This is a genomic window from Pseudomonas sp. B10(2017), assembly GCF_002113295.1.
GTDB classification, from domain to species: domain Bacteria; phylum Pseudomonadota; class Gammaproteobacteria; order Pseudomonadales; family Pseudomonadaceae; genus Aquipseudomonas; species Aquipseudomonas pudica.
In genome coordinates, this window is the sequence record NZ_NEJU01000018.1 from 72959 (window position 1) to 96614 (window position 23656).

The following is a 23656-nucleotide window of genomic DNA, read 5'->3' on the forward strand; positions in this document are numbered from 1 at the left end:
GAGGAATGGCTGATCGCCTTGGAAGGAGCGCACGCGTCGCTCAAAGTCAGGCGTCGGGTCAGATCGCTTTCGGTGGGAAGTCGATGTCTGTTTTCGCCACGTTGTTTAGGTAGTTCGTCAAGGTCAGCAGGGAGACTTGCGCGATGACGTCGACGATTTTTGCATCGTCCAACCCTGCTTCCCGTGCGGTTGAGAGATGCTCGTCACTCACTTGGCCGCGGCTGAGGGTGACAGCCCGAGCCAGTGCAGCGACTCCATTCAGCGTGCCAGCGCGCGCCGCCAGCAAATCATCAGCGTTCAGTCCGGTCTTCCCACCGAAGAAGCTGTGAGCCGCGACGCAATAATCGCATCCGTTAACTTCCGAGGCCGCCAGTGCCGCTACTTCACGTTCGGCAGGTGTCAGGCTGTTCTTGCTAAGCGCCTGTGCCAGAGCGAGATATCCACCCAAGGCTGCTGGAGAGTGAGCCAGGGTAGCGAAGGCGTTAGGGATGAACCCCAAGCCTTTTTCAATGCCCTGAAGGGCAGTGCGCGCAGCGGCTGGAGCTTGGTCAAGGGTCAAAGCAGCAATTCGGGTCATGATTTTGCTTCCTTCCAGGTTGTCCAATGCGTTTATGTTCAGGCGACAGGGATAGGGTTTTCGGCCAGAGCCTGGTTGAACTGGTTGATCAGTTCATGCTCGTTTGGCCCTTGGTTGGCGCGTACTGGTACGACGCGGTCAACCAGGACTTCGGTTGTCGCTGTTTCCAGTTTTTCCAGGGTTTCCTGGATGAATTCGTCCAGCGGCATGGCGCGTTCATCACCACTTTTGTGGATCAGATCGGTGTCTACCCATGGCGGTGCGATTTCCAGAACCTTGACGCTGGTATCGCGCAGGGCAAAACGTTGCGACAGCGAGTAGGAGTGAATCGCAGCTTTGGTCGCCGAATAGAGGGCTGTCGCGGCCAGTGGCAGATAGGCCAGTACCGAGCTGTTGTTGATGATGTAGGCATCGGGTTGGCGCTTGAGATGCTCTACAAACGCTGCGCTAACACGCACCGGGCCCAGCAGGTTGGTTTGCAGCAGCCCTACAGCCTGCTCATCGTCATAATCCCCAGAGCCTGGGTTGTCGAAAGGCATGATGCCGGCATTGTTGATGATGACGTTCAGCGAGGGATGCCGACGGATAACCTCTTGTGCAACGTCCTTGATCTGCTGGTGATCATTGATATCAAGCTGAACGGTGTCGATGCCGGGATTGGCGCTGGCGATTTCATCCAGCAACGATTGGCGTCGGCCCGCGATGATGACTTTGTTTCCACGCTGGTGGAACGCTTCGGCCAGAGCGCGGCCGATGCCCGAGGTGCCGCCAGTAATGAAGATGGTGTTTGCGCTAGTTTTCATGTTTTGTATCCTTTCAATTGATTGATTAAACGTCGTAACGCGGAGCGAGTTTGTTGCTGGAGAGATGTCCGAAGAGCGCCTTGCGGCTGCTTTCGTACAGCTCGAAATGCTGTATGTCCTGCATGGAAGGGATGGAGATCAGGACACCGTTGTCGAAGTCTTGAAGGGCGCCATCCACCAGGTCGCTTGCTGACATCACGATGTTGGGATCGAGGTTCTCGACGGGCAGCCCCCCGATCTCCCAGAAATCGGTAGCCGTAGCTCCTGGCAGTACCGCCTGAATCTTGATGCCCTGTTCTGCCAGCTCTTTGTGCAGCGACTGTGTGAAGGCCGTGACGTAGGCTTTGCTCCCGCCATACACGCCATTCAGAATTTCCGGTGCCAGGCTGACGATTGATGAGATATTGATGATTGCGCCCTGTTGGCGAGCGCTGAAGCCTGGAACTGCGGCGTAGGTCAGTCGAGTGAGTGCCGTGACGTTGAGGCTAATCATCTCGGCCATTCGCTCCACGTCGCTGTCCAGCAAACGGGTGTGAGTACCGATGCCTGCGTTGTTAACCAACAGATTGATGCTGGCGTCTTCGCGCAATTTGCGTTCCACTCGCGCCAGGTCCGCTGCGTTGGCCAGGTCTGCGGGGAAGACTTCAACGCTCTGCTGAGTCTCGTTGGTGATGCGGCTCGCAAGAGCGTTCAGGCGATCACGATTGCGGGCGACCAGTATCAGGTCATAGCCACGTTGAGCCAGGCGGTCTGCGAAAACTGCGCCGATGCCGGTGGATGCGCCTGTGATCAGGGCGGTGCCTTTGTATTCCTGAGTCATGGTCCAGCTCCGTTGTTTGGGTGTGGAGCCATGATGCAAAAAAACAGATTTGTCTTAAACGACGCATATGGTCATGTTTTAGGACATCACAATCGGAGCACGGTCATGCATCGAATCGGCTACTTGGTCACGGACGGATTTCAGGTGATGTCTCTGGCCACCCAGGCGGTTTTTGAATTCGCGAACATGGTCGCGGGCGAGCCTGTGTACCGGATTCAGAACTACTCGGTGTTAGGAGGGACCATTCGATCATCCTTGGGTATGCACATCGATACGCTGGCTTTGGATGATCCAGGGCTTGCAGATAGCTGGATGATCACAGGGACACTCACTCCGCTTACGCCTCCCGCTGCCGAGGTTCTGTCCCGCGTGCAGGGATTTGCCCAGAGCTCTAGGCGCATCGCGGGCATCTGCACAGGAGCGTTCGTCTTAGCTCAAGCGGGTGTCCTCGATAACCGGCGTGCGACTACTCACTGGGCATATGCCAAGACTCTTCAAAGCATGCACCCGAGCATTGAGGTGGAAGAGGATCGCATCTTCATTGTGGACGGCCCTGTTTGGACCTCTGCAGGAATGACCGCAGGCCTCGACATGGCATTGGGGATGGTGGAGAAGGATTTGGGAACGGAGCTCGCGAAATCGGTTGCTCATAAGCTCGTAATGCACCAGCGCCGATCGGGAGGGCAGTCTCAGCACTCTGAGTTGCTTGCTCTGGCGCCCAAGTCTGATCGCATTCAGAGCGCTTTGGATTATGCACGTAAGCATTTGAACAGGGCATTGAGTGTTGAAGAGCTCGCGGAGGTTGTTCATCTGAGCCCAAGGCAATTCACGCGCGTCTTCACTGCCGAAACCGGTCAATCACCTGCTAAAGCGGTGGAGAGCCTACGACTAGAGGCAGCTCGGCTAATGATCGAGCAGAGTCGCCATAGCCTGGACACGGTAGCAAGGGAAACCGGGTTCAGGGATCGTCGACACATGCGCGAGGTATTCATCCGAGGTTTTGGGGTTCCCCCGCAAGCAGTTCGCCGCGATGCGAGGCGAGTCGGATAGAAAACGCTTTCCTATTAAACCGAACGGTTCGATACTGGGGTCATGTCGATCGTTTAGGTACCGAAAATGGGACGCCCTCGAAAATTCAATCGTGAGACGGTTCTGGAGAAGGCACTGCCCGTGTTTTGGCAGTACGGCTACTCCGGCACCTCTCTTCATCATCTTGAGCAGGCTACGGGTGTGAATAAGTCAGGCCTGTATTCAGAATTCAAGGATAAGGATGATCTGTTTCTGAGCGCTTTGGCGTATTACTACGCAAACCGCGGAGCACCAGAAATCCTGACTGCTCAGCCGCAAGGATGGGCGAATATCGAGCGTTTTCTTCGGCTTGGCGACCCTCAAGATAACGGGTGTATGGGCTGTTTTTCGGTCAATGCTTTACGAGAGTTTCCCGTGCTTTCCGACCAGGTCCGTCAACTGCTCGTGAATTGTCATCGTCGCTTGCTCCCGGAAATCGCTGACAACGTAAGGGCTGAGAAGACACGACTGGCTCCAGAGGTTGTTGCGGACATCATCATGGTGTTTTTCTCTGGTGTGTGCGTTGAAAGCTGCTTGCCTGCTGATGGGGCTGGCGATCGGGTCGACCATTTCATGGCCGCGTTGCGGGCTCTCTAAACGAATTCCATCACCTTTTTGAACTGAATGGTTTTTTTCTCTTGCGCCAGCGTCTGGGTCGCCCTATATTGAACCGATCGGTTCTTAACAGGACAGAGCGAGACGGCACTTACCCGTTCTGACGCTCTGTCTTAACCCAAGCGTCGCCCCGCAAGGAGAATCACCATGGCACTGAAGATCCATCCTATTAACCTCGGAAACATGCAGATGGATTCGAGTGGTCTGGTCATGTTCCGGAACCCCGGCGAGCAAGTCACCATCTCGGTTCTGGGTTTTCTTATTACTGGAGGGGAGGAACCGATCCTGGTCGATACGGGGTCACGTAATGCCCAGCAGTATGAAGAATATGGACTGACGTACGAAGTGACGCCGCAAATGACGCTTGAATACCATCTGGCCCAGCATGGGTTGCGGATTAACGACATCCGGCACATCGTCCACACGCATGCTCATATCGATCACGTCGGCATGACTGATCTCTTCCCGATGGCGACTACAGTCGGCATCTCCCGTCGTGAGCTGGAGTTCGCTGCATCCGGCATCATGGGACCGCTCATGTACACCGCGGCTGATACCAAGCATTTGATTGATCGTCTCCACACTCGAGGCGCAATTCGCCTGTTCGATGTCGACGGTACGTTCGAAGAAGAGGTTATCCCTGGCGTAGCAGTTCGACTGTCTGGGGGACACACGCCAGGCTCGATATCGGTCTTGGTCGAAACTGACGAAGGAATGGCGAATATCTGCGGCGACATCGCCTATGACATCCACGACCAATTGATTGAGCCCATTCTCGATCAAGCGTCCCATGAACCGACGATCACAGCGAACCGGGCCATGTCCACACTGGATGAAAAGAAAGCTCTCAAAAGGGCGCTTGCAGATAGCAAATTTCTGCTTCCAAGTCACGACGCGCCTGCCTTGATCAAGGGCGGAAAAGTCGTAGGGCGTATGCTCGATGCCATTTCTAATCCACAAGCTGACGTTACAAAAGCGATTAACTATTCGCTTTTGGCCTCAGTGTGACGCATGGCTTTCATAACCTTTGCACGCGCTCGCCCTTGGCGAGCCGTGCGCTTCGGGACTGGAACACTGGTATTTGCGATGGGCGTATGCCTGTTGATCAACCGCTTACTGTGAGCACAAGTCATGAACCAGATTCTGATAACCCCTGGAGTAAGCGTTGCCAATGACGACAAGCAGCGTCTTGGCCCGCGAACTCGGTTTGGGCTGCTTGCCTCCATCACAGTGACTTTCCTGGCTGGATCCAGCGTACCTACACCGTTGTATCCGATCTATCAGGACCAGTGGCATTTCACTGCGATGGGCATCAGCTTTATCTTCAGTATTTATGCCATATCAGTACTCGCCGGACTGCTAGTGTTTGGACGGCTGTCCGACTATGTCGGTCGTCGATCAGTACTGTTGTGGACGACTGTTTTGCAATTGGTGGCCATGTACATGCTGGGTGTAGCTGATGGCTTCACGGATTTAGTGCTTGGCAGGCTGATTCAAGGCGTGTCGACAGGGGCTGCAGTTCCAGCGGTAGGCGCAGCCTTGATTGACCTCAACCACAAGCGCGGCGCGGTCGTGAATGCCCTCACTCCCGCCATCGGCAGCGCTGTTGGCGCTCTGATGGGTAGCGTATTCGCACAGGCATTACCGTACCCCACTCATACCGTGTTCGCGGCGCTAGCTTTTATTTTGGTCATTCAGGGCGTTGGTCTACTCATCATGAGGGATGTCCGCGCAAGAATACCTGGGGCTGCCCGGTCACTGATGCCTCAATTCCGCATACCCGTGCATGTGCGCGGACCAATGATCATTGCATCGTCGTTATTCGTTGCTGGCTGGGCTGTCGCCGGTTTTTTTGCTTCGATGGGACCACGGTTAATTGAGCAGCTCTTTGCGCTACCCGCGTCATGGGCAGGAGGATTGGTGTTGGCGGCTTTCGCTGGAAGTGGGGTAGCTGCGATCGGGACATTCGTTAATCGGTCAATGCATACCCTCTCCTGGATTGGTGCGCTGGGGCTGTTGACCGGTATGGCTATGGTCTTAGCCTCATTAATCACCGGTTCGCTCACACCCTTTTTCTTTGGCGTTGTGATTTCAGGAGCTGGCTTTGGTGCTGGTTTTCAAGGTGGCATCCGACTGGTTTTATCCAAGTCACGCGCCGAAGAGGTCGCGGGTGTGTTGTCCGTTGCCTTCCTCTGTTGCTACCTCGGTATGGGGGTTCCGGCGATGATCGCTGGGTACGCGGTAGCTAGCGGATACGGCATCTTCGATACCGCAATAGTTTTTGCCGTTCTGGTAATGAGTCTTTCATTCGTAGCGGTTTACAGGATGATGAGCGGTGGCAGTAAGGTATGACGCTAGTAGAAAAGTAGAAAAGGCCACATGAAGTGGCCTTTTCTGTGTGCGGCTTCTGGTCAGCTACTCCGCGACGAATGCCCCGATGTGCCGGGCAGTGGCGATAGGGTATTGCATGTGAGGGCCATGCCCGGCATTCGGCAAGCTAAGTTGGGTCAGCGATGGAAGTTTCTTGGTCAGCGCCTGCCAGTTCTCTACAGGGAATACGATGTCGTGATCGCCGCCTATGTGAAGAACTGGGATGTTGGTGGTCTTGAGGACCTGCAGTACCGCTTCTACGGGGAATACCGGGTTCTTGGGAGCGTCGCCGAGTTGCTGTGCAGCCCAGGCAACTGGCACCTGCGGACTACGATTTTGGGTTCTAGACGCCAGTCGCGACCAGGCGAGCTCAGCCGCTGTTCGACTCTGATCTGAGGTTGGCTCGAAGAACAGTTTCACAAAATCTTCGAAGTCATTTTCACGTCGTGCAAGCTCATAAAACAGAGGCTCGCCCGTTTTCACCAACTGGCCAGGAGGCGTTGTGCCCAGCAGTACCGCGTGGCTCACCAGCTGCGGGGCTTGCGCCAGAACAATTTGTGCAGCAATACCGCCAAGGGACCACCCTCCAATTACGACGCGGCCCAGGCCAAGGGCGTGAATCAACTCGATGGCATCCTTTGCCAGAGAGCCTGGGTTATAGCTCGGCTCACCTGTTGACTGGCCCAGACCGCTGTAGTCGAAGACTGTTACCTGGAAGCCTTGCGTGACCAGATTATCGAGGAACAAAGGGTCCCAATCATCCATGGTACCTCTATAGCGAACCAGCAAAACCAAAGGTTTGCCAGCGCCGATGGTACGGTAAGCAATCCGGCGACTGCTGACATCAACGAAACGAGTTTCTGCTTCAACGCTTTTGATCGAGGTGGTCATCAGGGCCTGCTCCTTGGTTTGGTGTGATCCAATCCTGAAGGTTCGTTGTCCGAGGCGGTACGTCGTTTATGGTTGTTTTTCAGGACATAGTGGCTTTGTACGCGCATGCGAAAGGCTTGATTTGTATGACCGCTTAGGGTCGAAAGCGGTGGGTCGTAATCCATCAAAACTTAGCTTGGCATTTGAAGATCCACGGCTTTTCTAAACGACGAGCTAGCAGCCGCACAGTCAGCAGGTAGTAATACCGAGTCGCCTCACATCGTCTAGCCAGGCGATGCTCAAGAAACCATGACACATGTTTTCTCCGCCATGCCCAAGGTGTTTCGAGCTGCCACCGTTCAGCTATCTCCGCTTGGATGAGCTTTGCTTGCCGAAAATGGCGCTGCCGCGTTGCGTATGAACCCGTCAGCACCGCAGACAAGAACAGTTCCATGTCGAATGGCTTGCTCATGCGCGCCCTCCAATGTAGGCAGCTACCACATCGATTCGACCGTGCCCCAGCTCGTAGCTGATTCGCCACCGGGCCTCACGATCAAGGTTTCTATCTACCTGGCAACATTGGCCGCCGTTGATTGGCGCGGGGTGTTGGGTGATCTGCTCGTAGCGCTCACATGCGTACGCCGCTCTTAGCTCATGGAAGCCTTTGAGATTGTGTGCATGCAGGATGTCCCGCGCAGGGCGAATGATTTCTTGCAGAAGATTCAGGTAACTTTCGTGTGGCGCAATCAGGTTGCTGCTACCCGCAGGTGACACCTGCCGTGCAAACCCAAGCGCACCTACAACATGGTCGTCCACCGCAATCCAGCGTGGCGCCGAGGCGCCAGCTCGGCCACCTTTCGTGCCGTCCTGAATGTTGATTCTGCCTAAGTCTTTAGCCTCACGACTTAACCGTGGCAGGTCAGCCAGGATAGCCTCACGCAGGCGCATGCTGGTGGCTCGTGCCAACAGAACAATCGCTGCGGCCCGTTGCTGATGATCTCGACAAAGCGCATCGACGATCTGCTTAACCTGTTCGCGGTCTTGGCCTTGCGGAGCCGATTGGCGAACTCCGGTGCGCTGCATTCCCAACGCCTTGCTCGGACTGGGCAATTTCACACACTGATCACCGCGCAGCGCCGCCATTGTCCTGTTAACGCTGGATAGGCGGTTTTGTGCGGTGCTGATGGCGAGGCTACCGCACTCAACCGCATCGCGCAGGTACGCCGCATAGTCCGCCAATACCTTCCGATCAATCTGCCGCGCATCATTGATACCGGGCCCTTGTTCGGAGCGGCACCATCTGACGAATGCCTGCCACCGATCACAGTGTGCCTTCACCGTGCCGTAGTGGCCGCCGCCGAACATGTCTTTCAACGCCTGCGGCCCTGCATAGCTCAATTGCCTGCCGTAGCCGAAATTACGGCCATCGCGCCTACCCACCAATGCCATGTCGAATCACCTCATCGCCTGGTCTCTGATCCTCGCCCCACGTCATCCCGCCAAGAATGTTGAGTGTTATCAGGGATCAAGGCCCCTGCGACCTGTGGGGATGTCCTCTAACGCGGGACTGGCGGCTCCTTACGACCGGGAGCAAGGGCATCTCATGATCTGGCCTCCTGAACACCGTTACCGGTGGGCGGGTGGAGGCTGCATTGGCTGACGAGACCAGTGCCTGAAGATCCTGAGCCAAGTGCAAGCAGCAATGCGATGACCGGGGCATGCCTGACTGTCAGTCAGGTGCAGTCCGTTCCTTGGTCTGCGGCACCATCATCTGCAGCGCTGTTGCTGGTGACATCGGCGTTTGTCACGCCGATTGTCACGAGGGGGAATGCCGCAAAGCCTTGTGCGATCAGGGCTGCAGCAGTGGTAGAAGTGCCCGTCTCTTTCCACAGAAAGAGACGGGCACAGGTTGGCGCAAGATTCGGCCAAGCGGATAGGTTGCTGCAGAGCAGCGAGGAACGGTGTATCTGGCGCACGAGAGCCATATGTGTAAGAGCATCCATCACATGGGTAGTGACCGGGCGAGCTGCCGGATGCGAATCGCCCTTGGGGAGAACCACCGCAGGAGCGGCGTGACCTTGAAGGTTCGGGTCACCTGGGGTGCTGTCAACGACAGCCTTTGCACTGTCTTTTCTACGCCCGCAATCCGGGAGGGTCAAGCGACTCGCCCGCCGGATTTTGCAGTTGGAAATGGCATGGGGCGTGGGCGGAATCCCGTGGTTTGCAGTGGCAGATCGGGTGCTTTTGATTTTTCAGATGAGGTCCATCCAAACAGGGCGGCTTTGCAGCCCTGTTTGGATGGACCCGCGTGGAAAGCGGATCACCGAAATTTCAAAGCCGTGCGCTCACTCGACTGCGCCACGCCTTGCTCTCAGGCTAGAAACGTTTGCCCCGGCCTGATTCGCGAACTCATGCGGCGAGATATGCTCCTGCCGGTTCGCTTCGAGGTAACGGCTCCACCAACTCATGATCATTCGCCGTTCCTCCAGGAACTCGGCCTTGTGGATATACGCCGCCCGAACGTTGTTGCGCTCCCTGTGGCTCATCTGCCGCTCAATAGCCGTCTCTGACCAAAGCCCGGATTCGACCAAGGCACTGCACGCCATGGACCGGAAGCCATGCCCGCAGATTTCAGTCTTTGTGTCGTACCCCATGTTCCGCAACGCGCTGTTGACCGTGTTCTCGGACATAGGCTTCCACGAGCGGGCGTCACTGGTGAATACCAGGTCGAAGTACCCCGTGATCGCATGAATCTGTTCGAGCAACGCCACCGCTTGCGGCGACAGCGGGACCAGATGGATGTCGCCCGCCATTTTCGTACCTCTGGTCGAATACGGAACGCCGTCCAATGCGGGCCGCGTGTCAGGTATCTCCCATATGCCGCGCTTCAGGTCGAACTCACTCCAACGTGCGAAGCGCAGTTCGCTGGAGCGTACGAACACATGCAGCGACAACATGACGGTCAGCCGAGTGAGAGTACGTCCCTTGTAGTTCTCGATGCGGTCCATCAACTCAGGCAGACGAGACAGCGGGAGTGCAGGTCGGTGCGTAACCCGGGGCGCGCTGATGAAGCCCTCAAGGTCATATGCCGGGTTCACCGTGATCAGCCGCAGCCGCTTTGCCTCACGCATGATGCTCTGCAGGTAGTTTTGTACCCTCAAAGCCACATCAATCGTGCCGCGCTTCTTAATTGCCTCAAGCGGCTGCATGAGGTCGAAGGTATCCAGATCAACGATGGCGCGTGCGCCTAGCAGCGGGAATACGTGAGTCTTCAAACGACTCAGCACGGTCCTCGAATGGCCAGGCGCCCACTTCACGGACATTTCCTTATGCCAGTCCAAGGCAACGCGTTCGAATGTGTGTCCTCTGACAACCGCTTCGGCCTTGGCCTGCTGCTTGGAGGCGATCGGATCAATGCCTTCCGCCAGCATCCGCTTAGTCTCCAGACGCTTCTGCCGAGCATCCGCGAGCCCGATGACGGGGTAGTTGCCAAACGAGGTCAGCCCCTCTCGCCCATCCGGTTTCACATACCGGAAGCGCCAGCCTTTGCGGCCATTGGGGTAAACGAGGAGGTAAAGACCGTCACCATCGAAAAGCTTGTAGGGGCGGTCAGTAGGCCTGGCCGAGCGGCAGGCGGTGTCGGTCAGGGGAACAGTAGTACGAGCCATAAGGGTAAACCCCTTTATCGAATCGACTTTATCCCAAACGTTACCCCTAAATCGGCTGGCAGCTGTCGGATTCCGACGGAACGCCATAACGAAAAAACCCGCCAGAAGGCGGGTTTACGGGGATTCCAGAGATTTTGGTAGCCTTCGCTGGAACCTGAACTGGTGCCGGAGACAGGAATCGAACCTGCGACCTTCGCGTTACGAGTGCGCTGCTCTACCGACTGAGCTACACCGGCGTGTAGCGCAACGTACCACTGCTCGCACCCGTTACGCAAACCCCTGTTTCCGCTAGTTTATTGCCCCACCCTCAAGGCGCCTTGCACCCCTTCGGCGCCAGGTCTTCTTCGATGTCGGTCATACACGCCCACCCGGTAGCCGAACGCGTCAGGGTCAGTGCCTTGCCCAGCACAGTGGCCGGCGCATCCACCAGCGTGCAAACGATGCTCCCGCTGCCATCCGCCGCCTTGCCGCTAGCCGTGATCGCACAGTGCGCCGTCGCCGGCTGGCCACCCAACGCGGCCACATCCGCCACATCCTTCCCATCATTCAACCGCAGGTCCATCGCCGTCTTCAGCGCGCTGATCTCCAGCAATCCGGCCGCGGCCTTGGAGCGTGACTGGTGGTTGGTGTACATCGGTAAGGCGATGGTCGCCAGAATGCCGATGATCGCGACGACGATCATCAGTTCGATCAGGGTGATACCGCGTTGCCCTTTCATGAACGTTTTCCTTTTTGATACGCGTACTCGTTGAGGTCAGGCTCGACCCCGGCTGGCAGCGGCGCAGTAGGCCTGAACAGACACCTTTTGTCACCCCTGCCCGCTCGGGCGTCGTCTTCGCTGAACTACTCTAGTGAGCATCTCGGACGCACGCCCTTGCATGGGCGCGGCAAGCTGTTTCCAGGCTTGTCGCACGGGCAGAAAAAGGACCTTTGCATGACCCAATCCACACTCCTCTACACCTGGCACGGCACCGACGCCAACGGCGCGCCGGTCAGCGGGCAAACGTCCGGGCGCAGCCCGGCCTATGTGCGTGCAGGGCTTATCCGCCAGGGCATCAAGGTCGCCAGTTTGCGGCCTGCCGGCGGGCTGACATTCAGTTTGCCGAAACGGCGGGCAAAGGCCGACCCGGCGGGGTTCAGCCGGCAGTTGGCGACCCTGCTCAAGGCTGGGGTGCCGCTGCTGCAGGCGTTCGAGGTGATGGGGCGCAGTGGCTGTGATGCGGCGCAGGCGGCATTGCTGGATAGGTTGAAACAGGATGTGGCCTCGGGCCTGGGCCTGGCGGATGCGTTGCAGCGCCACCCGGGGTGGTTCGATGCGTTGTACTGCAACCTGGTGCGGGTGGGGGAGCAGTCCGGCACGCTCGACCGGCAGCTGGACCAGCTGGCAGGCATGCTGGAGCAGCGTCGGGTGCTGCACAAGAAGGTGCGCAAGGCGATGATCTACCCGTTGCTGCTGTTGCTGACGGGGCTGGGGGTGTCGGCGATCCTGTTGCTGAAGGTAATACCGAAATTCGAGAGCATGTTCTCTGGCATGGGCGTGGCGCTGCCGGCATTTACCCAATGGGTGATCGACTTGTCCACAGGGCTGAGCCGGTTTGCGCCGTTGTTGCTGGTGATGGGCTTGGTCCTGGGCTTTGCCATGCGCAAGGTCTACCGGCAGCACGCGCCAGCGCGCCTGTGGATATCTCACCGGGTGCTGGGCTTGCCGGTGTTCGGCTCGCTGCTGGGGCAGGCGGCGCTGGCGCGGTTTGCGCGTAGCCTGGCAACGTCCTACTCCGCCGGGGTGCCGTTGCTGGATGCGCTGGGCACGGTGGCCAGGGTCAGTGGCGGCGATCTGCATGAACAGGCGGTGTTGCGGCTGCGCCAGGGCATGGCCAATGGGCAGGGGCTGCACCAGGCGATGGCCGCTGAGCCGCTGTTTCCGCCGCTGCTGGTGCAACTGACGGCCATCGGGGAGTCCAGTGGCACGCTGGACCAGATGCTGGAAAAAGCCGCCAGCCATTACGAGGAACAGGTCAGCCAGGCGCTGGACCAGTTGACCAGCCTGCTGGAGCCGGCCATCGTGCTGGTCCTGGGCCTGCTGGTGGGCGGCCTGGTGGTGGCGATGTACCTGCCGATCTTCCAGTTGGGTAGCTTGATCTGAACATGACTTTATGGACTTTGCTGGCTGAGCAGCCAGCGTACTTTCTCACCCTGGCCACGGTGCTCGGCCTGCTGGTGGGCAGTTTTCTCAATGTGCTGGTGTACCGCCTGCCTATCATGCTGGAGCGGCAATGGCAGCGTGAGGCGCAGGAAATGCTGGAATTGCCGATCACGCCACACGAGCGTTTCGACCTGTGGTTACCCGCCTCGCGCTGCCCGCATTGCGCGCATCGGATTCGCGCGTGGGAAAACATTCCGGTCATCAGCTACCTGGCCTTGCGCGGGCGTTGTTCAGCCTGCAAAACCCGCATCAGCCCGCGCTACCCGTTGGTGGAGGTGGCCAGCGCGCTGCTGTCGCTGGTGGTAGCCTGGCGCTTTGGTGCTTCGCCCGAGGCCTTGCTGGCGCTGCCGCTGACCTGGTGCCTGCTGGCCCTGAGCCTGATCGATGCCGAGCACCAGTTGCTGCCGGATGCCCTGGTGCTGCCGATGCTGTGGCTGGGGCTGATCGTCAACGCCTTTGGCCTCTACGTCCCGCTGACCAGTGCGCTGTGGGGCGCGGTTGCCGGTTACCTCAGCCTGTGGACGGTGTACTGGCTGTTCAAGCTGGTCACTGGCAAGGAGGGCATGGGCTATGGCGACTTCAAACTGATGGCGCTGATCGGGGCCTGGGGGGGCTGGCAGGTGTTGCCGTTGACCCTGCTGCTGTCGTCGGTGGTGGGGGCGCTGGCGGGGCTGTGCCTGCTGCGTCTGCGCCGGCATGCCATGGGCACGGCAATCCCGTTCGGCCCTTATCTGGCGATTGCGGGGTGGATTGCCGTGCTCTGGGGTGATGAAATATACGCTTCATACACACAACTGCTTGGATTCTGATGACCACTGCGGCCTTTACCCCCTGGATTCTCGGCCTGACCGGCGGCATTGGCAGCGGCAAGAGCGCTGCTGCCGAGCGTTTTGTCGAGCTTGGCGTGCACCTGGTCGATGCCGACCAGGCGGCGCGCTGGGTTGTCGAGCCTGGCCGCCCTGCCCTGGCCAGCATCGTCGAGCGCTTTGGCGCCGGTGTGCTGCAGGCGGACGGTCAACTCGATCGTGCGGCCCTGCGCCAGCTGATCTTCGCCGACACGGCGCAGCGCAAATGGCTGGAGCAATTGCTGCACCCGCTGATCGGGCAGGAGATTTTCAGCTACCTGGCCAAGGCGGAATCGCCGTATGCGGTGTATGTGTCACCGCTGCTGATCGAGTCTGGCCAGTACCAGAAGACCCAGCGGGTGCTGGTGATCGATGCGCCGCAGGAACTGCAGGTGGCACGTACCCTGGCGCGTGACAACACTAGCGCCGAGCAGGTGCAGGCCATTCTCAAGGCCCAGCTGGCCCGTGAGGAGCGCCTGCGCCATGCCGATGATGTGGTGGTCAATGACGGCGACCTGGCCGCGCTGCATGAGCAGATTGACCGCCTGCACCACTTTTACCTGACTTTACGAGGAGGCCAGCCATGAGCCAGCCATTGACCGTCGATTGCCCGACCTGTGGCGCACCTGTGGAATGGAACGAGAAAAGCCCGTTCCGGCCGTTCTGTTCGGACCGTTGCAAGCTGATCGACCTGGGGGCCTGGGCGGCGGAGGAGCACAAGATTCCGGGGGCGGAAGACTCCGAGGATGAACTGTATTCGGGGGACCTGGAGCCGCGGCATTGAGCCGATAGCAAGGTGGCTTTGCGGGCCTCTTCGCGGGCATACCCGCCCCCATAGAACAACACATGAATCATTGATTTTGCAGGGTTCTGTGGGAGCGGGCATGCCCGCGAAACGGCCAACGCGGTGTATGGCACCGGCTCCGCCGGTGTTCGCGGGCACGCCCGCTCCCACAAGGGACTGTGAACGCTCTTGAACATTGTTCCCTGTGCGACAGCGCAGCCCGAAGGGCTGGGTAATCTCCCACACAATCACCGCTCATCCTCCTTCCACGGCGCCTGCAGATACCGCGTGCGGTTGAAGGTTTCCAGCCACTCCGGGCAAAACACCACCAGCGCGCTGATTACCGTGCCGTTGATGAACGCTTCGGGGAACATCATCAGCCACAGGTAGCCGACAAAATCGCTGAGCCACTCCGGCATGGCGAAGCGCTCGTCAAGCCACAACAGCCCCAGCGCGGTCGACAGGCAGGCCAGCACGGTCAGTGCCGCCGGGAAGAACCCTGAGCAGAAGATATACACAAACAGGTTCCGCGGCTGGGCACGCTCGACGCCTATCGCGCACGCCTCGGCTATCAGTACCGGCAGGCCAACCAGCAACAAGCCATTCACCCCTAGCGCCGCCAGGTCCTGACGCCCCAGCGCCAGCAATCCGAGCTGGGCCATGAACCCACCCAGCACCGCCAGCGGCCAGTCCAGCAACAGCGTGACCGCCGTCATGCCTATGAAGTGGTACGACACACCGGTATCGAAATCGCGCCGCACCAACCATAAGGCAAACAGGCAGAACACCGTACCAAACAGCAGATGCTGGCGGCGTCGGTCAGTGAACAGCTCAACCCAGCGCACCTGGCTGACCGCCCAGATCAGCAACGGCACATATCCCAGCCAGCCAAGCGTAAGGGTGGTGCCGGACAACACCTGCGCGCTGATCACCTGACGAATGCCCCTTGCAGCCATGTGGATAACGCCGAGTCTACACCCATTCTGCGTTTCATCTGGCGGGGCTAGCGCAACAGTGCGCCGGTACCGGGCTGATTTCTGCGCACAAACAGCATCTTATCGTCATCGATTAGCGGCTAAGCTTGTCTGCATGGATGACTCAGACTACCTGCGCCTGCTTACCATCCAGGCGGAACAAGCCAATGCCTTTCTCTCCAACGCCCGCAAGTGGGAGCGGGAGCGTTGGGTGTGCCAACGCCTGTTGCAGGGGCTGAACATCCCCTACCGCAGCGAGGACTTCACCCCGGCCGGGCAGGAGCCGCCAGACGTACTGTTCCGCGACGCGGCGTTCGAGGTGTTTTTCGTGCTCGACGAGGGCCGCCGGCTGAACGATGAATGGCGCGAAGAACTGCAGCGCCGGCGCAGTGCATTCTCCCTGGCGCAACTGGTGCGCCGCGAAGCGCGCCCGCGGCGCATCAGTGCCACCGAGCTGCTGGGGCGGCTGGCACCGACCTTGCGCAAGAAAGCGCACAACTACCGGGAACGCGGGCTGGAGCTGAACGAACTGGACATCATTGCCTTCGCCAGCCTCAAGCGCGAAGTGCTGGACCTCAACACCCACTTCCCGCCGCCTACCGAATACCTGCGTCAGGGCTGGCGCTCACTGTCACTGGTCGGGCCGACATTTGCCCGGGTGCTGTTCGCCCACCCCGACGCGCCGGACTTCCTGCGCGGCAACCTGGGCCGCAGCATTGTTTTCGACGTGGGCATCAGTCTTTGATCCAGTGCAGCGAATGTTTGCGATGGCGTACACTCGGCGCCAGATATAGAAAGCATTATCATTTGTTTCAAGCGCTTGCGTGAACACTGTAGCGTTTACGCAGTCACAAACGTCTACCTGACGAGGCCCCACCATGACCAGCCGCCTGAATCCGGAAGATCAGCGTCGTGTCGATGAGTATTTGCGAGCCCCCCAGCACCAAGTCGAGCGCAGGCCCTTCCGGCCGTGGCTGCTCCTTGTGCTGGTGGTGGCCGTGACCATCGGGTTGGGTCTCATCAGCCGCCTGCTCAGTGGACTGGTGCTATGAGCTGCTTTGCGCTCGCCCTCCCCTCGTGCAGTTTGCGGCCGGCCCCCGGGGCCACGAATTCCGTAAACCTTATGAGATATCCCCATGACTCATCGCATCGTGATTGTCGGCGGCGGCGCCGGCGGCCTGGAACTGGCGACCCGCCTGGGTAAAAGCCTGGGCAAGCGCAAGCAGGCCGAAATCACCCTGATCGACGCCAACCTCACGCACATCTGGAAACCGCTGCTGCACGAAGTGGCCGCCGGCTCGCTGAACTCCTCGGAAGACGAACTGAACTACGTGGCCCAGGCCAAGTGGAACCACTTCAACTTCCAGCTGGGGCGCATGAGCGGCCTGGACCGTGAAGGCAAACAGATTCAACTGGCCGCCACCCTCGACGAAGAGGGGCGCGAGCTGCTGCCTGCGCGCACCCTGGGCTATGACACCCTGGTCATTGCCGTGGGTTCCAACACCAACGACTTCGGCACCCTGGGCGCTGCGCAGCATTGCCTGTTCCTCGACACCCGCAAGCAGGCCGAGCGTTTCCACCAGCAGTTGCTCAACCACTACCTGCGTGCCCATGCCGGTGATGTGGCCAGCGAAAAAATCAGCGTGGCCATCGTCGGCGCCGGTGCCACCGGTGTGGAGCTGGCAGCCGAGCTGCACCACGCGGCGCACGAACTGGCGGCCTATGGCCTGGACCGCATCCAGCCCAAGGACATGCACATCACCCTTATCGAGGCGGGCCCGCGCGTTTTGCCGGCACTGCCAGAGCGCATCAGCGTGCCGGTGCACAAGACCCTGGAAAAGCTCGGGGTGAAGGTGATGACCAACGCCGCCGTCAGTGAAGTGACCGAGGATGGCCTGAAAACCAAGGACGGTGAAGTGATCCAGGCCAGCCTGAAGGTGTGGGCGGCAGGTATCCGTGCACCGGGTTTCCTCAAGGACATCGATGGCCTGGAAACCAACCGCATCAACCAGCTGGTGGTACGCCCTACCCTGCAGACCACGCGCGACGACAACATCTTTGCCTTCGGTGACTGTGCCGCCTGCCCGCAACCGGGTAGCGACCGCAACGTTCCGCCACGTGCCCAGGCGGCGCACCAGCAGGCTTCGATGCTGGCGCAGAGTTTGAAGGCGCGGCTGGAGAACAAGGCGCTGCCGACCTATGAGTACAAGGACTACGGTTCGCTTGTGTCGCTGTCACGCTTCTCGGCGGTGGGCAACCTGATGGGTAACCTGATGGGCAGCGTGAAGCTTGAAGGGTGGCTGGCGCGGATGTTCTATGTGTCGCTGTACCGGATGCACCAGATGGCGTTGTACGGGTTCTTCCGTACGGCGTTGATGATGCTGGGTAGCAAGATTGGCCGGGGTACCGAGCCGCGCCTGAAACTGCACTGACAGACATCAGCATGCCCTGTGGAAGCGGGTTTACCCGCGAATGCGATGGTGAACCTGCTGCCGCATTCGCGGGTGAACCCGCTCCCACACAGGACTGTGTGGGCCCAAGAGCGCATTCTTGTGGGATAAATTCAACGCAAAAAAAAGGGCATCTCATGCGAGATGCCCTTTTTTTCATGGTGGGTCGTGTAGGATTCGAACCTACGACCAATTGGTTAAAAGCCAACTGCTCTACCAACTGAGCTAACGACCCGGAAATGGTCGGGGTGAGGGGATTCGAACTCCTGACATCCTGCTCCCAAAGCAGGCGCGCTACCGGACTGCGCTACACCCCGTGATACTTAAAGAAAAAGGGCATCTCGCTTGAGATGCCCTTTTTACATGGTGGGTCGTGTAGGATTCGAACCTACGACCAATTGGTTAAAAGCCAACTGCTCTACCAACTGAGCTAACGACCCGGAAAATGGTCGGGGTGAGGGGATTCGAACTCCTGACATCCTGCTCCCAAAGCAGGCGCGCTACCGGACTGCGCTACACCCCGAGATTGGCTCCGCGACCTGGACTCGAACCAGGGACCCAATGATTAACAGTCATTTGCTCTACCGACTGAGCTATCGCGGAACTGAACTTCGGCACATCTTTACAGCTTCGAAGCTTGTGTTAGCTTCGGTCTCTTCGGCTACCCGCTTTCGCGTTGCAGCTGCTGAGGCCGGCTATTCTACATTCTTCGTTTTGCTTGTCAACCACTTTTTTTCATTCAACTTACTGATTTGTAAGTTGTTTTGCGGTCACCGATGTTGCTGATGATTCGCTTAGTGCCTGACAACGCGGCGTATATTAGGGGCACCCGATTTTAGATGCAAGCAAAAATTTCAAAAATTTCAGCAAGTTATCCAGGAAGCCGGAAAGGCCCGGATTTGCTGGGGCTGTGAGGGCCTCTTCGCGGGTGAACCCGCTCCCACAGGTATTGCACAGGTAAAAAAAGCCCCGCAGATGCGGGGCTCATGGTGAAACAGATCAAGCGAAGACGATTTCGTCGCCTTCCACCTTGGCGGTAATCGCCGTCCCCGGCATGAACTTGCCTGCCAGGATCAACTGCGCCAACGGGTTTTCGATCCAGCGCTGGATGGCCCGCTTCAGCGGCCGAGCGCCGTACACCGGGTCGTAACCCACGGCAATCAGCTTGTCCAACGCCTCCGGGCTCAGGCTCAGCGACAGTTCGCGCTCCAGCAGGCGGCTGCGCAGGCGGCCCAGCTGGATTTCGGTAATGCCGGCAATCTGCTCGCGGCCCAGCGGCTCGAACACCACCACTTCGTCGATACGGTTGATGAACTCCGGACGGAAGTGCGACCCCACCGCGTCCATCACCGCCGCACGCTGTGCCTCGCGGTCACCCACCAGTTCCTGGATCTGCGCCGAGCCCAGGTTGGAGGTCATCACGATCACGGTGTTGCGGAAGTCCACGGTGCGCCCGTGGCTGTCAGTCAGGCGGCCGTCTTCCAGCACCTGCAGCAGCACGTTGAACACATCCGGGTGGGCCTTCTCCACCTCGTCCAGCAGCACCACCGAGTATGGCTTGCGCCGTACCGCCTCGGTCAGGTAACCGCCCTCTTCATACCCGACATAGCCTGGCGGGGCGCCGATCAGGCGAGCCACGGAATGCTTCTCCATGAACTCGGACATGTCGATGCGCACCATCGCCTCTTCGGTGTCGAACAGGAACTCGGCCAGCGCCTTGCACAGCTCGGTCTTGCCCACGCCGGTCGGGCCAAGGAACATGAACGAGCCACTCGGCCGGTTCGGGTCGGACAGCCCGGCACGTGAACGACGCACGGCGTTGGCCACCGCGGTTACCGCCTCGCCCTGGCCGATCACGCGCTGGTGCAGCAGCTCTTCCATCTTCAGCAGCTTTTCACGCTCGCCTTCGAGCATCTTGGCTACCGGGATACCGGTCCACTTCGACACCACTTCGGCAATTTCTTCCTCGGTGACCTTGTTGCGCAACAACTGGTTTTCGGTCTTGCCGTGCTGGTCGACCATCTGCAGGCTGCGCTCCAGGTCCGGGATCACCCCGTACTGCAGCTCGGCCATGCGGCTCAGGTCGCCTTTGCGACGGGCGGTCTCCAGCTCCTGGCGGGCCTGCTCGATCTTTTGCTGGATCTGCGCCGAGCCCTGCACCTCGGCCTTCTCGGAGGCCCAGATTTCTTCCAGGTCGGCGTACTCACGCTCCAACCGGTCGATTTCCTCGGTCAGCTTCTCCAGGCGTTTTTTCGCCGCTTCGTCTTCTTCCTTCTTCAGCGCCTGCGATTCCACCTTCAGCTGAATCAGGCGACGGTCGAGGCGGTCCAGCACTTCCGGCTTGGAGTCGATCTCCATGCGGATACGGCTGGCCGCTTCGTCGATCAGGTCGATGGCCTTGTCCGGCAGCTGGCGGTCGGTGATGTAGCGGTGGCTGAGCTTGGCCGCGGCAATGATGGCGCCGTCGGTGATGGCCACCTTGTGGTGCACTTCATAGCGCTCCTTCAGGCCACGCAGGATGGCGATGGTGTCTTCCTCGCTCGGCTCCTCGACCAGCACCTTCTGGAAGCGGCGCTCCAGGGCCGCGTCCTTCTCGATGAACTGGCGGTACTCGTTCAGCGTGGTGGCGCCAACGCAGTGCAGCTCGCCACGGGCCAAGGCCGGCTTGAGCATGTTGCCGGCATCCATTGCGCCCTCGCCTTTGCCGGCGCCGACCATGGTGTGCAGCTCGTCGATGAACAGGATGATCTGGCCTTCCTGCTTGGACAGCTCGTTCAGCAGGCCTTTGAGGCGCTCTTCGAACTCGCCGCGGTACTTGGCACCGGCAATCAGCGCGCCCATATCCAGCGCCAACAGGCGCTTGCCCTTGAGGCCGTCGGGCACTTCACCATTGATGATGCGCTGGGCCAGGCCTTCGGCGATGGCGGTTTTACCTACGCCTGGCTCACCGATCAGCACCGGGTTGTTCTTGGTACGACGTTGCAGTACCTGCACGGTACGGCGGATTTCGTCGTCACGGCCGATCACCGGGTCCAGCTTGCCTTCTTCGGCACGCTTGGTCAGGTCGACGGTGTATTTGTCCAGCGCCTGGCGCGATTCCTCGGCGTTGGCGTCGTTGACGGCCGCGCCGCCGCGCAGGTTGTTGATGGCATTTTCCAAGGCCTTCTTGGTCACGCCCTGGCTCAACAACAGCTTGCCGAGCTTGCTGTTCTCGTCCATGGCGGCCAGCAGCACCAGCTCGCTCGAAATGAACTGGTCACCCTTCTGCTGTGCCAGGCGGTCAGCCTGATTGAGCAGGCGCGCAAGGTCCTGCGACATGTTCACGTCGCCGGTGGGGTTCTGGATTTTCGGCAACTGGTCGAGTTCTTTCACCAGTGCCTGGCGCAGGCTGTTGATGTCGAAGCCTACCTGCATCAGCAGCGGCTTGATCGAGCCGCCCTGCTGCTCGAGAAGTGCCTGCAACAGGTGCACGGGCTCGATGGCAGGGTGATCCATGCCAACGGCCAGGGATTGGGCGTCGGATATTGCAAGCTGCAGCTTGCTGGTCAAACGGTCTATTCGCATGGGGGTACCTTCCTTTAAAGGGCAGGTCGGAGCGATGGACAGCGCCTGTTTGTGAAGAAACCTGCCTGAGATGACCTTATAGATAAGGCTGATTCTGGAAGATTCAAGCGTAGCGGGGTTGACCGGGGTCAACCTGTTGGATTAGTGCTGGGCCATTCGCGGGCATGCCCGCTCCCACAGGGAATCCGCAACCTTTTAAACCTGTGGTGTACCTGTGGGAGCGGGCGTGCCCGCGAAGAGGCCAGTGCAGGCTAGCGCGGCTCCAGCCACACCAGGGAAGCAAACCGCCCACCCTGCGGGGTACGGCGATAGGAGAAGAACCGCTCATCGCTGACTGTGCACAAGCCACCGCCGTAAACAGCAGTCACCCCACGCGCCGCCAAACGGATACGCGCCAGCTCATAGATGTCGGCCATCAACTTGCCCGGCCGGGCACCATCGACAAAGGCCCTGGCCGCTTCCGGGTGCACCGCCGTAAAGGCATCGCGCACCTCAAGCCCCACTTCGAACGCCTGCGGGCCAATCGCCGGCCCCAACCACACCAGCACCTCTTCGGGCGGCAGTGCCAGGCGATCCAGGGTGGCCTCCAGCACACCACCGGCAAGCCCGCGCCAGCCAGCATGCGCCGCGGCCACGCGGGTACCGGCCCGGTCGCAGAACAGCGCAGGCAGGCAATCGGCAGTCATAACGGTGCAGGCAATACCAGGCTGGTCGGTCCAGCTGGCGTCGGCCTCGGCCACCACGGCCGGGTCAGCATCCGCCACTACCAGCCCATGCACCTGCTTGAGCCAGGCCGGCTGGATGGCGAATTCGTCGCTCAGGCGCCGACGATTCTCAGCCACCGCGGCAGGGTCGTCCCCTACATGGTCGCCAAGGTTGAAGGTTTCATAAGGCGGCAGGCTGATGCCGCCCTGGCGGGTGGTGACACAGGCGCGCACCGAGGCCGGGGCCGGCCAGTCGGGGAGCAGCAGCGACTGCGTCAGGCCACTCATCCGACAAAGCTCTCGCGGTCCTGGTTCAGCAGCGACAGCAACCAGACGAAGTCATCCGGCAGCGGCGATTCCCACTTCATGACTTCACCGGTAATCGGGTGGGCCAATGCCAGGAAGCGCGCATGCAGTGCCTGGCGCGGGAAGGTTTTCACCGCCTCGACCATGGTCGGGCTGGCTGCCGGCGGAATGCGGAAGCGCCCGCCGTAGGTCTGGTCGCCGACCAGCGGGAAGCCAACGTGAGCCATGTGCACGCGAATCTGGTGGGTACGGCCGGTTTCCAGCTTGACCCGCACATGGGTGTGCGAGCGGAAGCGCTTGAGCACACGGTAGTGGCTGACTGCCGGCTTGCCGCCGTCGGTGACCGCCATGCGCTGGCGCATGCCGCCGTGGCGGCCGATCGGGGCGTCGATCTTGCCGCCGGCGGTGACCACGCCAATCACGATGCACTCGTAGATGCGGCTGACCTTGCGCGCCTGCATCTGCTCGACCAGCCGGGTCTGCGCCTGCAAGGTCTTGGCCACCACCATCAGGCCGGTGGTGTCCTTGTCCAGGCGGTGGACGATACCGGCGCGTGGTACGTTGACGATGTCAGGCACGTGGTGCAGCAGTGCATTGAGCAAAGTCCCGCTGGCATGCCCGGCGGCCGGGTGCACAACCAGCCCGGCAGGCTTGTTGATCACCATGATATGGTCGTCTTCGTAGACGATATCCAGCTCGATATCTTCGGCGACCCACTCGCCCTGGGCCTCTTGCTCGGCCTCCAGGACAAGTTGCGAGCCACCATGGACGAGGTCTCGAGGGCGCACCACGGCGCCATCGACCGTCAGGCGGCCTTCTTTGATCCACGAAGTCAGCCGGGAACGCGAGTACTCGGCGAACAATTGGGCGGCGACCTGGTCGAGGCGTTGACCGCCCAGTTCGGACGGCACCTCTGCGCTAAGTTGAATGATCTCGGACATGCTCGATTCGGCGGGCGCACAGCCTTTGGTTTCGGCTGCGAGCTTGTGGTTAAATACGACTTCTTTTGTCCCGGGGTTGGCCGGGGCGCTCATC

At 59.7% G+C, this 23656-nt stretch carries 23 protein-coding genes and 6 tRNA genes; 11 read left to right on the forward strand and 18 right to left on the reverse strand.

Annotation, left to right across the window (positions count from 1 at the left end):
* Positions 1-58 precede the first annotated feature (58 nt).
* The 3 genes from CAF92_RS20145 to CAF92_RS20155 are packed head-to-tail and all read right to left on the reverse strand — an operon-like array spanning position 59 to position 2200.
* The gene (locus tag CAF92_RS20145; RefSeq protein WP_085601737.1) at positions 59-577 is read right to left on the reverse strand and encodes a carboxymuconolactone decarboxylase family protein; all 519 of its coding nucleotides are present in this window, start codon (positions 575-577) and stop codon (positions 59-61) included.
* A 38-nt stretch (positions 578-615) separates the two neighbouring features.
* A complete protein-coding gene (locus CAF92_RS20150) occupies positions 616-1380 on the reverse strand; it encodes an SDR family oxidoreductase (RefSeq protein WP_085601738.1) in 765 nt (254 codons plus the stop codon).
* A gap of 25 nt (positions 1381-1405) precedes the next feature.
* On the reverse strand, positions 1406-2200 hold the full coding sequence (locus CAF92_RS20155) for an SDR family oxidoreductase (RefSeq protein WP_085601739.1): 795 nt from the start codon (positions 2198-2200) through the stop codon (positions 1406-1408).
* A 105-nt stretch (positions 2201-2305) separates the two neighbouring features.
* Here CAF92_RS20155 and CAF92_RS20160 point away from each other — a divergent pair, with 105 nt between their 5' ends.
* The 4 genes from CAF92_RS20160 to CAF92_RS20175 all read left to right on the forward strand — a co-directional run bounded on the left by CAF92_RS20160 (position 2306) and on the right by CAF92_RS20175 (position 6235).
* Entirely contained in the window at positions 2306-3250 is a 945-nt protein-coding gene (locus CAF92_RS20160; RefSeq protein WP_085601740.1) for a GlxA family transcriptional regulator, read from the forward strand.
* 66 nt (positions 3251-3316) lie between these two features.
* A complete protein-coding gene (locus CAF92_RS20165; RefSeq protein ID WP_085601741.1) occupies positions 3317-3865 on the forward strand; it encodes a TetR/AcrR family transcriptional regulator in 549 nt (182 codons plus the stop codon).
* Positions 3866-4030: 165 nt separating this feature from the next.
* Positions 4031-4891 (forward strand): N-acyl homoserine lactonase family protein, encoded by an 861-nt coding sequence (locus CAF92_RS20170; protein WP_085601742.1) that lies wholly within the window; start codon positions 4031-4033, stop codon positions 4889-4891.
* Between the two features lie 123 nt (positions 4892-5014).
* Entirely contained in the window at positions 5015-6235 is a 1221-nt protein-coding gene (locus tag CAF92_RS20175; protein ID WP_085601743.1) for an MFS transporter, read from the forward strand.
* Between the two features lie 63 nt (positions 6236-6298).
* On the opposite strand, the gene CAF92_RS20180 is transcribed toward CAF92_RS20175, so the two are convergent.
* The 6 genes from CAF92_RS20180 to CAF92_RS20210 form a co-directional block, all read right to left on the reverse strand.
* On the reverse strand, positions 6299-7144 hold the full coding sequence (locus CAF92_RS20180; RefSeq protein ID WP_085601744.1) for an alpha/beta fold hydrolase: 846 nt from the start codon (positions 7142-7144) through the stop codon (positions 6299-6301).
* A 163-nt stretch (positions 7145-7307) separates the two neighbouring features.
* Positions 7308-7595, reverse strand: coding sequence for a hypothetical protein (locus CAF92_RS20185; protein WP_085601745.1), 288 nt, complete (start codon positions 7593-7595; stop codon positions 7308-7310).
* Positions 7592-8572 carry an integrase domain-containing protein gene (locus CAF92_RS20190; protein ID WP_085601746.1) on the reverse strand — a complete coding sequence of 327 codons (981 nt, stop codon included), beginning with the start codon at positions 8570-8572 and terminating at the stop codon, positions 7592-7594. The genes CAF92_RS20185 and CAF92_RS20190 overlap by 4 nt, the downstream gene beginning before the upstream one ends.
* An 896-nt stretch (positions 8573-9468) precedes the next feature.
* A complete protein-coding gene (locus CAF92_RS20200) occupies positions 9469-10791 on the reverse strand; it encodes an integrase arm-type DNA-binding domain-containing protein (protein ID WP_085601747.1) in 1323 nt (440 codons plus the stop codon).
* Positions 10792-10951: 160 nt separating this feature from the next.
* Positions 10952-11027: transfer RNA gene (locus CAF92_RS20205), tRNA-Thr, on the reverse strand.
* Between the two features lie 71 nt (positions 11028-11098).
* Positions 11099-11509, reverse strand: a complete 411-nt coding sequence (locus tag CAF92_RS20210; protein ID WP_085601748.1) for a pilin — start codon at positions 11507-11509, stop codon at positions 11099-11101.
* A gap of 216 nt (positions 11510-11725) precedes the next feature.
* Between CAF92_RS20210 and CAF92_RS20215 the strand changes: the two genes are divergently transcribed.
* The 4 genes from CAF92_RS20215 to yacG are packed head-to-tail and all read left to right on the forward strand — an operon-like array spanning position 11726 to position 14623.
* On the forward strand, positions 11726-12934 hold the full coding sequence (locus tag CAF92_RS20215; protein ID WP_085601749.1) for a type II secretion system F family protein: 1209 nt from the start codon (positions 11726-11728) through the stop codon (positions 12932-12934).
* 2 nt (positions 12935-12936) lie between these two features.
* Positions 12937-13803: an A24 family peptidase gene (locus CAF92_RS20220; protein WP_085601750.1), complete on the forward strand. Its 867-nt coding sequence runs from the start codon at positions 12937-12939 to the stop codon at positions 13801-13803.
* A complete protein-coding gene (gene coaE / locus CAF92_RS20225; RefSeq protein WP_046616198.1) occupies positions 13803-14426 on the forward strand; it encodes a dephospho-CoA kinase in 624 nt (207 codons plus the stop codon). Before CAF92_RS20220 ends, coaE begins: the two co-directional genes overlap by 1 nt.
* A complete protein-coding gene (yacG, locus tag CAF92_RS20230; protein WP_046616199.1) occupies positions 14423-14623 on the forward strand; it encodes a DNA gyrase inhibitor YacG in 201 nt (66 codons plus the stop codon). Before coaE ends, yacG begins: the two co-directional genes overlap by 4 nt.
* A 248-nt stretch (positions 14624-14871) precedes the next feature.
* Here yacG and CAF92_RS20235 read toward each other — a convergent pair whose 3' ends face one another.
* Positions 14872-15579 (reverse strand): energy-coupling factor ABC transporter permease, encoded by a 708-nt coding sequence (locus CAF92_RS20235; protein WP_046616200.1) that lies wholly within the window; start codon positions 15577-15579, stop codon positions 14872-14874.
* Between the two features lie 133 nt (positions 15580-15712).
* Here CAF92_RS20235 and CAF92_RS20240 point away from each other — a divergent pair, with 133 nt between their 5' ends.
* From CAF92_RS20240 to CAF92_RS20250, 3 genes are all read left to right on the forward strand, one after another.
* Complete coding sequence (locus CAF92_RS20240; RefSeq protein ID WP_013970766.1) at positions 15713-16342, forward strand: DUF1780 domain-containing protein; 630 nt, start codon at positions 15713-15715, stop codon at positions 16340-16342.
* Between the two features lie 133 nt (positions 16343-16475).
* Complete coding sequence (locus CAF92_RS20245; protein ID WP_013970765.1) at positions 16476-16649, forward strand: DUF3094 family protein; 174 nt, start codon at positions 16476-16478, stop codon at positions 16647-16649.
* Between the two features lie 84 nt (positions 16650-16733).
* On the forward strand, positions 16734-18029 hold the full coding sequence (locus tag CAF92_RS20250) for an NAD(P)/FAD-dependent oxidoreductase (RefSeq protein ID WP_085601751.1): 1296 nt from the start codon (positions 16734-16736) through the stop codon (positions 18027-18029).
* Positions 18030-18206: 177 nt separating this feature from the next.
* On the opposite strand, the gene CAF92_RS20255 is transcribed toward CAF92_RS20250, so the two are convergent.
* From CAF92_RS20255 to rluD, 8 genes are all read right to left on the reverse strand, one after another.
* A tRNA-Lys gene (locus tag CAF92_RS20255) sits at positions 18207-18282 on the reverse strand.
* 5 nt (positions 18283-18287) lie between these two features.
* A tRNA-Pro gene (locus tag CAF92_RS20260) sits at positions 18288-18364 on the reverse strand.
* Positions 18365-18411: 47 nt separating this feature from the next.
* Positions 18412-18487: transfer RNA gene (locus CAF92_RS20265), tRNA-Lys, on the reverse strand.
* Between the two features lie 6 nt (positions 18488-18493).
* Positions 18494-18570, reverse strand: a tRNA-Pro gene (locus CAF92_RS20270).
* Positions 18571-18574: 4 nt separating this feature from the next.
* Positions 18575-18650 (reverse strand) — tRNA-Asn (locus tag CAF92_RS20275).
* A gap of 396 nt (positions 18651-19046) precedes the next feature.
* Positions 19047-21611, reverse strand: a complete 2565-nt coding sequence (gene clpB / locus CAF92_RS20280; RefSeq protein ID WP_085601752.1) for an ATP-dependent chaperone ClpB — start codon at positions 21609-21611, stop codon at positions 19047-19049.
* A gap of 251 nt (positions 21612-21862) precedes the next feature.
* On the reverse strand, positions 21863-22603 hold the full coding sequence (pgeF, locus tag CAF92_RS20290; protein ID WP_046617025.1) for a peptidoglycan editing factor PgeF: 741 nt from the start codon (positions 22601-22603) through the stop codon (positions 21863-21865).
* On the reverse strand, positions 22600-23562 hold the full coding sequence (rluD, locus tag CAF92_RS20295) for a 23S rRNA pseudouridine(1911/1915/1917) synthase RluD (RefSeq protein WP_046617027.1): 963 nt from the start codon (positions 23560-23562) through the stop codon (positions 22600-22602). Before rluD ends, pgeF begins: the two co-directional genes overlap by 4 nt.
* Positions 23563-23656: the final 94 nt, after the last annotated feature.